Annotated in this window: 7 protein-coding genes; all 7 read left to right on the top strand. The window is 44.2% G+C overall.

Annotation, left to right across the window (positions count from 1 at the left end):
• The first annotated feature begins 17 nt into the window (after positions 1-17).
• The 7 genes from QUB33_RS06310 to QUB33_RS06340 all read left to right on the top strand — a co-directional run bounded on the left by QUB33_RS06310 (position 18) and on the right by QUB33_RS06340 (position 10,438).
• Complete coding sequence (locus tag QUB33_RS06310) at positions 18-416, top strand: response regulator (protein WP_333348644.1); 399 nt, start codon at positions 18-20, stop codon at positions 414-416.
• The gene (locus QUB33_RS06315; protein WP_333348646.1) at positions 413-3,571 is read left to right on the top strand and encodes a PAS domain S-box protein; all 3,159 of its coding nucleotides are present in this window, start codon (positions 413-415) and stop codon (positions 3,569-3,571) included. The genes QUB33_RS06310 and QUB33_RS06315 overlap by 4 nt, the downstream gene beginning before the upstream one ends.
• Positions 3,572-3,857: 286 nt before the next feature.
• A complete protein-coding gene (locus QUB33_RS06320) occupies positions 3,858-5,801 on the top strand; it encodes a response regulator (protein ID WP_333348648.1) in 1,944 nt (647 codons plus the stop codon).
• Entirely contained in the window at positions 5,802-7,709 is a 1,908-nt protein-coding gene (locus tag QUB33_RS06325; RefSeq protein ID WP_333348650.1) for a PAS domain S-box protein, read from the top strand. It abuts the gene before it with no gap.
• A gap of 319 nt (positions 7,710-8,028) precedes the next feature.
• Positions 8,029-8,199 carry a hypothetical protein gene (locus QUB33_RS06330; RefSeq protein WP_190658421.1) on the top strand — a complete coding sequence of 57 codons (171 nt, stop codon included), beginning with the start codon at positions 8,029-8,031 and terminating at the stop codon, positions 8,197-8,199.
• Positions 8,196-8,648: a response regulator gene (locus QUB33_RS06335; RefSeq protein WP_190658422.1), complete on the top strand. Its 453-nt coding sequence runs from the start codon at positions 8,196-8,198 to the stop codon at positions 8,646-8,648. Before QUB33_RS06330 ends, QUB33_RS06335 begins: the two co-directional genes overlap by 4 nt.
• Before the next feature lie 128 nt (positions 8,649-8,776).
• The gene (locus QUB33_RS06340; RefSeq protein ID WP_333348654.1) at positions 8,777-10,438 is read left to right on the top strand and encodes a diguanylate cyclase domain-containing protein; all 1,662 of its coding nucleotides are present in this window, start codon (positions 8,777-8,779) and stop codon (positions 10,436-10,438) included.
• The last annotated feature ends 212 nt before the right edge of the window (positions 10,439-10,650 follow it).

Consider the following 10,650-nt stretch of genomic DNA (forward strand, 5'->3'; position numbering starts at 1 on the left):
AATAGTAGTAAATTTTTATGCCTAAACCAGTAATTTTGTGCGTTGACGATGAAGTTGTGGTCTTAAATAGTTTAAAAATTCAACTTAAAAAAGAATTTGGGGATGCTTACCTCTATGAAGTAGCAGAAAATGCAGATGAAGCTCTGGAAATTATCGAGGAAATTCAAAAAGAAGATGAAAGTGATATTTTGGTCATAGTATCTGACTGGTTAATGCCAGGTATTAAAGGAGATGATTTTTTGATTATGGTTCACCAAAAATATCCCAAAATTGTGAAAGTCATGCTGACCGGGCAAGCCGACGAAGTAGCAATAGCACGGGTTAAAGAGCAAGCAAACTTGCACCGTTGTTTGTACAAGCCGTGGGAGCGCAAAGAATTAGTAGAAACTATAAAATCGGGCTTGACAAAAATATGAACAATAAACCTGTGATTATTTGCGTGGATGACGAACCGATAATTCTTGAAAGTTTGAAAATTGAGTTAAAAAAAACCCTGGGGGAAGAACACTTATTAGAAACCGCTGAAGGCGGCGAAGATGCTTTAGAGTTAATAGAGGAATTACTGACTGAGGGCTGCGAAATCGTAGCAGTGATTTCCGACTATCTGATGCCGAATATTAAAGGGGACGAATTGCTGAAGCAGATTCACAGGATTTCCCCAAAAACTATCAAAATTATGCTGACGGGGCAAGCAGACCTCGAAGCAGTGGCGAATACTATTAAATATGCTAAATTGTACCGATATATATCGAAGCCTTGGCAGTCCGAAGATTTGAAGTTGACGGTAAAAGAAGCGATCAACAGCTATTTTATGGAGAAGCAATTAGCGGAACAAAATGCTCAACTCCAAAAGCTAAATCAAGAATTGGAAACTTTAGTCGAGGAGCGGACTGCACAACTGCGCTTGTCTGAGGAAAAGTTTGCTAAAGCTTTTCGTTCTTCTCCCAACCCGATTACTATTACCAGACTTAATGACGGTCGTTATTTAGAAATTAATGAGGCTTTTTGCCAGACCATCGGTTATTCAGCCGAAGAAATCCTCGATCGCACGGCGCTTGATTTGAATCTTTGGGAAAATATACAAGCCCACGCCGAGTTGTTTAAAATGTTAGACGAAAAACAAATTATTCTCAACTACGAATTTGACTTTCGCACTAAAACAGGGGAACTCAGAACCGGGCTGCTGTCAGCAGAAATCATTGACATTCATGGCGAAACTTGCGTGATTTCAGTGATTCAAGATATTAGCGATCGCAAATTAGCCGAAGAAAAACTCCGAGCTGTAGCGGCTTCTTTAGCAGCAGCGCAAAGAATCGCCCGTGTCGGTAATTGGGAATGCGATTTATCGGCCAACACAACTACTTGGTCGAAAGAGTTATCTCGGATTTTTGGGCTCGATCCAACCCAGCCTGCGCCAACACTAGCTGAGTTTTCGCAATACGTGCATCCCGACGATCGACAAAAGTGGCAAACAACGATCGACACTGCTATTGCTAGCGGGCAATCTTACAGTTTGGAATATCGAATTCTGCGCCCAGAACCAAAAATTGCTGCGGATAATTGCCCATCACAAATAAGTGAAGCCGGCTTCATCCGCTACATCGAAGCCAGAGGAGAAGTAGTTGTCAACCACCAAGGGCAAGTGACAAAACTATTCACAACTTTGATGGACATTACCCCACGCAAGCTGGCAGAAATAGCCCTAGCTGAGAGCGAAGAAAAATACCGTCATTTAGTTGAAACTTCCCAAGATATTATCTGGTCTTGCAATGCTCAAGGACAAATTACTTTTGTGAACCAAGCAGTTAAACAAATATACGGTTACGAGCCGGAAGAAATGCTCGGCTGTTCTTTTAGCGATTTCTTGGCTCCTGGAGAAATAGACTGGAAATGGGAACTTCAGCAGCGCTTGCTGACGGGAAAAAATGTGTTTCAGTACGAAAATATAGTATTAGGAAAAGACGGTCGAAAGATTGATGTAAATACCAAGGCGATCGCGCGCATGGACGCTGAAGGAAACATCATCGGCACCACAGGCACTGCTAGCGATATTACCGAACGCAAACAAGCTGAAATAGTCCTGCAAAAAGCCAAAGAAGAAGCCGACAGAGCCAACAGGGCAAAAAGCGAATTTCTCTCGAATATGAGCCACGAATTGCGGACTCCCCTCAACGCAATTCTCGGTTTCAGCCAACTGCTGGCCCGCGACCCAAACCTCGGTGCCGACCAACAGCAATACTTAGGAATTATTAGCCAGAGCGGGGAACATTTGCTCGTTCTGATCAACAATATTCTGCAAATGTCAAAAATTGAAGTCGGGCTGGTGACACTTAATAACAGTACCTTCGACTTGCACAAAATGCTAAAAAATACTGAAAATATGCTGAAACTGCAAGCAGAAAAAAAAGGCTTGCAGTTAATTTTTGATTGCCGACCAGACCTACCTCAATATATAGAAGCTGACGAAAGCAAGTTGCGACAAGTATTAATAAATGTGGTTGGAAATGCTATTAAATTCACTGCCGAAGGTGGTGTTAATTTGAGAATTAAACATGAGCTGCTAAAAAATAAAAAATACCCTGAGATTTCGCCAAGTGACAATTGCTGTTTGCTATTTGAAGTGCAAGACACTGGTTCAGGAATTTCTGCGGAAGAAATGGACAATTTGTTTAAACCTTTCGCGCAAACAGAAAGCGGGAAAAAAGCTCAAGAAGGAAGCGGTTTGGGCTTGCCAATCAGCAAACAGTTCGTTCAGTTAATGGGAGGGAAGATGACGGTAACAAGCACCCTCGGTCGCGGCAGCATTTTTAAATTCGATGTTAAAGTTTCCCTCCCTAATGAAATGGAAATTCAGGTGGCTCAAACAGCTCGCCGAGTGGTGGGTCTTGAACCCGGACAGCCAGAATACCGGATTTTAGCTGTTGACGATCGCCTGGAAAGCCGCTTGCTGTTAGTCAGAATGCTGACATCGCTCGGCTTTGCGGTGCAGGAAGCTGAAAATGGCGTTCAAGCTGTGGAAATGTGGTCGAGTTGGGAACCTCATTTGATTTGGATGGATATGCGGATGCCGGTGATGGACGGTTACGAAGCTACTAAACAGATTAAAGCGCATTTGAAAGGTCAAGCAACGGTGATTATTGCTCTGACTGCAAGTGCTTTTGATGAGGAGCGATCGCTGATTTTGTCTGCTGGTTGCGATGATTTTGTAGCGAAGCCTTTTCGGGAGCAAGTGATTCTGGAAAAGATGGCTAAGCATCTGGGAGTCCGCTATGTTTACGATCGAGAAGCTTCGCTAAGTTCTGATGCGGCGGTGTCCGCCGAGGTTTCCATGGCAACTGAAACGGCTGATTTGGCTTTTACCCTCAATACTTCATTTTTGGAAGCTATGCCTGCTGAATGGATTGATAAATTGTATTCTGCGGCGGATGCGGTTGATAACGAGGAGATTTTTCGGCTGTTGTTGTCGATTCCTTCTATTAATGCTAGTTTCCGCAGCGCGATCGCCGATTTGGCAAATAACTTCCGATGCGATCGGATTATCGATTTGATTGAGGAGTTTAGAAATTGTTGAACGATGACAGAAGAAGGGATAGGGGCAGGCTCAGGATTATTGATGGTTTAGGTCGCTCCCCTATTTGTAAATTCGCCCGCAGGCGATCGGGTAATTTACTTGTAGCCAAGCTCCACACCCTGGTAATCATCAGTCATTCCCAATTCTTTAATCTCCAATCTCAAATCTCAGCTACGGTAAGTTCTGTAAATATCAAAACTGTTGGTTGAAGAGGGAGTGCTATAATGAGTATTTAACCAGTTTTCCTAAAATCAACAATTATTAAATTAACAAAAAATAGCAATCGATGAGCAAAAATCCAATAGAAGAAAATAAAGGCAACATATTAATTGTTGACGATACGCCAGAAAATTTGCAAGTTTTATCAGCAACGCTGTCCGATCGGGGCTACAAAGTCCGCGGCGTAATTAACGGTAAAATGGCCATCAGAGCCGCGCGCTCTGGTTCTCCCGATTTGATTTTGCTTGACATCAAAATGCCGGAAATGGATGGCTACGAAGTCTGCACGCAGCTCAAAGCAGATCCGAAGACATCAGAAATTCCTGTTATTTTTATCAGCGCTTTAGATGAAGTATTGGACAAAGTAACCGCCTTTCAAGTTGGAGGGGTAGATTATGTCACAAAACCGTTTCATGTAGCAGAAGTTTTAGCGCGAATCGAACACCAACTGACTATCCAAAGACTGAAAAAACAATTGCTCGATCGCAATAAAGAACTGCAAGAAGAAATAATAGAACGCAAAAAAGCCGAAGAAGCAGCGGCCGCTGCATCGCTCGCAAAAAGTCAATTCGTTGCCAACATGAGCCACGAATTGCGGACGCCCCTGAACGCCATCCTGGGTTTTACCCAAGTCATGAGCCGCGACTCTTTGCTCAGCCACGAAAATCTCGAAAATCTCCGAATTATTAACCGCAGCGGTCAACATTTGCTGGAACTAATTAACGATGTTTTAGACTTGTCGAAAATAGAAGCAGGGATAATTAGCTTAGATGAACGCAGCTTTGACCTTTATCAACTCCTCGACTCTCTCGAAGAAATGTTTCAAATCAAAGCTGAAACAAAAAAAATGCAACTGAAATTTTCCGTTCAGGCAAATGTTCCCCAATATATAAAAGCTGACGAAAAAAAGCTGCGCGTCTGCTTAATTAACCTGCTGGGAAATGCCATGAAATTTACTCGCGACGGGGGCCGTATTTGGCTGCGCGTGAGCGTGGAAAGCAACCAGCCGCAGCAGCCGGCAGAATCGGAAAGTCATCCTAACTCTACCTCAGTCGAACCCTTGTTAATTTTGTTTGAAGTTGAAGACACGGGAATTGGCATAGCAACAGCAGAAATTGATACTTTATTTGATGCTTTCGTGCAAACACAAGCGGGGAGAAAAGCGGCTGATGGTACGGGGTTGGGTTTGACAATTACTAAAAACTACGTGCAGATTATGGGCGGGGATATTTGGGTAAAAAGTGTTTTAGGTGAGGGAACAAGTTTTAAATTTAATATCCGAGTATGTGCGGCTATTTCGTCTGAAATAACAGTGGCGACATTGCAGCGGGTGATCGGACTAGAAGCAAATCAACCGGTTTATCGGATTTTAGCTGTTGACGACAATCAAGAAAATCGGCTGCTGCTGGTTAAAATGTTGCAACCAATTGGTTTTGAAGTCCGAGAAGCAGAAAATGGCTACCAAGCTGTTGAACTTTGGGAAAGTTGGCAGCCTCATTTAATTTGGCTGGATACGCGAATGCCGGTAATGGACGGTTTTGATGCTGTCCGACAAATTAGAGGTAAAGAGAAACAAACTCAATGGCGAACTGTAATTATTGCTCTGACTGCTAGCACTTTTGAGGAAAAAAAAGGCGACATTATTGCCGCAGGTTGCGACGATTTTGTGCGGAAACCTTTTCAAGAACAAATCCTGTTTGATAAGATGGCTTGCTACTTGGGAGTGCGCTATCTGTATCAAGAGTTGCCCGGCCTCCCAGCCGGGGCTTTACGGCGTTATTGTGTGAGCGAAAAACCGGATTCATTTTTCGGAGGGCTGCTGGCTCAGATGCCTCAAAGCTGGGTGCAGGAACTCTACGATGCAGCTAATGATGTTAATGAAGAGCTGGCGATTCAACTTGTCGATCGCATCTGGGAAAGTCATCCAACTTTAGCTGACGCTTTAAAAGATTTGCTTGCCGATTACAGGCTCGACAAGATCATGGATTTAACTCAATCGAGTTTAAAATAAATGGATAATAGCGAAATTAAAGTATTGGTGGTTGATGACCAACCGAGCAATCTGCGGTTCTTATCCAAACTGCTAACATCCCAGGGATATCAAGTTTACCGAGCTATTTGCGGTCAACTGGCGTTGAATGTTGCGATCACCTATTGCCCCGATTTAATTTTGCTCGACATTAGAATGCCGGAAATGAACGGTTATGAAGTTTGTCGGAGGCTGAAAGCGACACCGGAAACCGAACAAATTCCGGTGATATTTTTAAGTGTATTAGATGAAATGAACGATAAATTACAAGCTTTTCGAGTAGGAGGAGCCGACTATATTACTAAACCATTTCAAGTAGAAGAAGTTTTAGCACGCATCGACAAGCAAGTCGGCTTGCAAAAACTGCAACAGCAATTAAAAGAACAAAATTATCAACTGCAACAGTCGCAATCGCTGCTTGCTAGCATATTAAATAGTTCCTTAGACTGTGTGGTGGCTTATTCTGCTGTCCGCAACAGTGAGGGAAATATTGTAGATTTCCAGTGGCTCTTGATCAACGCTGCTGCCGAAAAATTTTATGGTCTTCTATTAAATGAGATAGTTGGTAAGAATTTGTTAGCCCAAGTTTCCCAAGTTAGCAATAACGGCTTATTTGATTTGTATGTTTCTGTAGTAGAAACAGGAGAAACTGTAGACCAAGAATTTTATTACGAACACGAGCGAGATACAATTGTTTGGCTGCACATTGTGGCGGTCAAATTAAACGATGGTCTGGCAGTAACATTTCGTAATATTACCGAGCGTAAACGAGCAGAAATTGCCCTACGAGACAGCGAAGAACGCTTCCGCGCGATATTCGAGCAAGCTGCGGTCGGCATAGCTAAAACCGCGCTTTGCGGTAAATTTATACGGGTAAATCCCGGCTTTTGTCAAATTGTTCGCTATGCAGAATCCGAATTGTTACAGCAAAACTGGGAGGCAATTACTCACCCCGATGACAGAGAAGCGGACAGAGAATACTTGCGCTCGCTGTTATCCGGGAAGATTCAAACTTTTTCTGTGGAAAAGCGGTTGCTATGCAAAGATGAAGCTGTGCGCTGGGTCAATGTTACTGTTTCGGCAATGCGCGATGTCAAAGGGACGCTGCAGTATTTGATTTGTGCGATCGAGGATATTTCCGAACGCAAGCTGGTACAAGAACTCCTGCAAGCGAGTTTAGACACTCAAACCCGCTACGCTCAAGAATTAACTCGTTCTAATGCCGAACTAGAACAGTTTGCTTACGTGGCTTCTCACGATTTGCAAGCGCCTTTGAGCACGATTGCTGGTTACGCTCAACTATTAGAAAAACGCTTTCCCAACCAACTTGATGCCCAAGGGAATAAATTTATCCGCAATATTGTTAATTCTTGCGATCGGATGCAGGCGCTGATTGATGACTTGCTGGAGTATTCGCGGGTCGGTCGCAGTCAGAAACCTTTTGAGATGATAGATTGCAATCGGGTTTTTGAGGATGCTTGTGCTAATTTGCATTTGGCCATCCGCGAAAATCAAGGTTCAGTTACTAGGGGGAATTTGCCAAGGGTAAAAGGTGATTCTTTTCAACTGCTGCAACTGTTTCAAAATTTAATTGGTAACGCCATTAAGTACCGCAGCAGTGAGGCGCCGGTGGTGCAGGTGGACGCTTCGCGTCAGGGGGATAGCTGGGTGTTTTCAGTGCAGGATAATGGTATTGGGATTGCCTCACAGTACCATCCGCGAATTTTTCAGATTTTTCAGCGCTTGCACACCCAAAAACAGTATTCGGGAACTGGTATCGGTTTAGCGATTTGTCAAAGAATTGTCGATCGGCACGGCGGCAGCCTTTGGGTAGAATCAGAACCCAATCAAGGCTCGACTTTTTATTTTTCTATTCCTATAACAAAGTGAAGTCAGCAGTCCGCCTGAAGCAGTCACCCGTCCTTTACTTAAGCTTTAAATATCTTTACTTGTTCTTTACAAAAAGGCTGATAAACTGTAGCATATTCACTGATGACATCGAGCTAAAAATCTATCAGTATATATCTATTAGCTCTCTCCTTCTACAACTTATAAATCAGCGGTGCGCGCAAGACTTGTTAATTTTTTTCAACCGTATCCAGAGCATCTTGCTTTGGGATGCAGTAGTTTCCCTCGTAGTTCGCGGACAAGGATTTGTGATGTGTTTGCAGTTTGCCGCTTCTCGGACAGACTGCCAAGTGAAACAAGCATGATTCGCAAACCTTTGCAAATGGAGAAAAACGGTAAATTGCTGCAACACAATTTCAGTGTTCTCAGCCAGATTTACCGGATGATGGCAAGAGATGCTTTGCAGGTACTCAGACACGGCTCAAAGTCCCGCAACCTCACAAAAGACGTTCGTAGTGAGGCAAAGCCGTGAATTATAAAAAGAAAAAATTTACTCTTTTAATAGCAAACGATGACGAGGATACGCGCTTTTTGATGGAGGAAGCACTGCGAGAAGTTCGATTAGCAATTACGAGCGAATTTGTGGAAAATGGAGAACAAGTGCTAGACTACTTGTACCGTCGCGGTCAATATTTTGCTAGCAGCAATTGGCATCAGCCAGACTTGATACTTTTGGATCTGAATATGCCGAGGCTAGACGGGCGCGAAACACTAACTTCGATCAGATCTGACCCCCATTTGCAACAAATTCCGGTTGTAATGCTCACAACTTCCCACCGCAGAGGAGATATCTTGCTTTGCTACCGCTTGGGAGCCAATTCTTTCATATCCAAACCAGTCACTTTTGAAGGATTGCTTGAAGTAATGAAGACTTTATGCGAGTATTGGTTTGAAATCGTTTCACTCCCGCCGGATATGTAAACTTTAATGGAGGGCTAAATCCATAGTTTGAGGGTATAGTGAATTTGATAAGCAGAAATATTGGCCGATCGCAAGTATCGCTCTCAAAACAAAAAAGTGGCCTTAGAACCGCTCCAAACGCTATAGTTGTGTTAACACGTAACCAATGTCTGAAAATTTTGTTGGTTGAGGATGACCTGGGAAATCCGACAATGATCGAAGACCTTCTAGGGTCATTCAGCGAGTCTCTATTTCTTCTCCAAACTGTTAAGTCTCTGGAGATAGGAGTTGCGCGTCTGGAAGTAGACAAGTTTGACGCCGTACTATTAGATTTGTCAGTGTCAGACAGCTTGAGGGGAAGCGAGGCGATCGCAGTTTTGAAAGGGCGATGGCCCACATTGCCAATTGTGGTGCTGACAGATATCAACGATGAAAATATGGCCCGGTCGGTATTGCGGTGGGGCGCTCAAGATTGTTTGGTAAAGGGAAGATTTCACAGAACTCTGCTGGTGCGGGCAATCCATTACGCGATCGAACGCCAGCAAATCGAAGAACAATTGCGGCAGCAGGCTCTCCGACAGCGGCTGTTGGGCAAAATGATCGAACATATTCGATCGTCAATAGATCCGGCAAGCATTCTCCAAAATACCGTTGCAGAAGTGCGCCAATTTCTCCAAACAGACCGCGTTTTAATTTATCGCTGTCAGGATTGGGTGTCTCAATTGGACGGGGAAGAGCAAAAAGGTGCGATCGTCGCTGGTGACGGTTTGCCAGAAGGTTATATTGAAAACCACAATATTAGTGCTGCTTTGGCGGTGTCATGCTTTGTTTTAGTCGAATCCCAGTCGGTACAAGCAATAGCAGATGTCAGCACTGCCCCCTTGGCTGGCAGTTGCAAAGAATTGCTGGCAGATTGTGAAATTGCAGCAGTTATCAGCGTGCCAATTTGGCAATCAGGCGACTGGGAAACGACAAAAGAAACACAAGAAGCCACTGTTTGGGAAGTCGAGAAAAATCAAGATGCAGCAGAAAATTATATCTGGCACCACGCGAGTGGCAAACCGCAGACCCAGGGTAAAAATTTGCCGGATTCTATCGCAGAAAATGGCAATAGTTTGTGGGGAATGCTGACAGCATACAATTGCAGCGGTGTCAGGGAATGGCAGCAGTGGGAAATAGACTTTTTACAGCACTTGGCAAATCAAGTGGCGATCGCGATCGAACAATCTCAACTTTACCGCAAGCTAGCAATAGCCAATCAAAAATTGCAGCAACTGGCAACTACTGACGGACTGACTGGCATTGCCAATCGCCGCCAGTTCGATCGCGTTTTGAGATTAGAGTGGCGCAGATTGGCAAGAGAGGAACTGCCCCTGTCTCTAATTATGTTGGACATCGACTTTTTTAAACTTTACAACGAGTTTTATGGGCACCTCGGCGGGGACGATTGTTTGCGCCAAGTTGCCGGGGCGATCGCCAGATCCACCAACCGGGCTGGGGATCTGGCCGCCCGCTACGGTGGGGAAGAATTTGCCGTAGTGCTGCCCAACACTAGCGCCGAAGGGGCAAACGCTGTCGCCCGGAAAATTTGCGACGGCATCGCCAGCTTGAAACTGCCCCACGCGCGATCGTCGATCGGGCCCTACGTTACCCTCAGTTGTGGCATTGCGACAGCGATTCCTTCTGCCCAGGAATCTCCCGACACCCTAATTCGCAGCGCTGACAGCGCCCTTTATCAAGCCAAAACAGAAGGCAAAAATCGCATTTGTCACGCTAGCAATAACTCGGAATCTTCCCCGATTTTTATGTAAAACTTGAAGGTAATTGGTAATTAATAATTAGTAAGATCGCGTTTAATTGTTTACTCATAATTTAGAACTCATAACTCATATTGTTGACATTTGCATCGGAATAATAATTTTCCGCGTGCAGTGCGAGCGGGACGCGATCCAGTGACCAGGAGCAAGGATAATGCTCGCTTTAAGGGTTGAATTCCGATGCTACGGTATTTGATATTACTGAG

It is taken from the genome of Microcoleus sp. B3-A4, from assembly GCF_036705385.1.
Lineage (GTDB): Bacteria > Cyanobacteriota > Cyanobacteriia > Cyanobacteriales > Microcoleaceae > Microcoleus.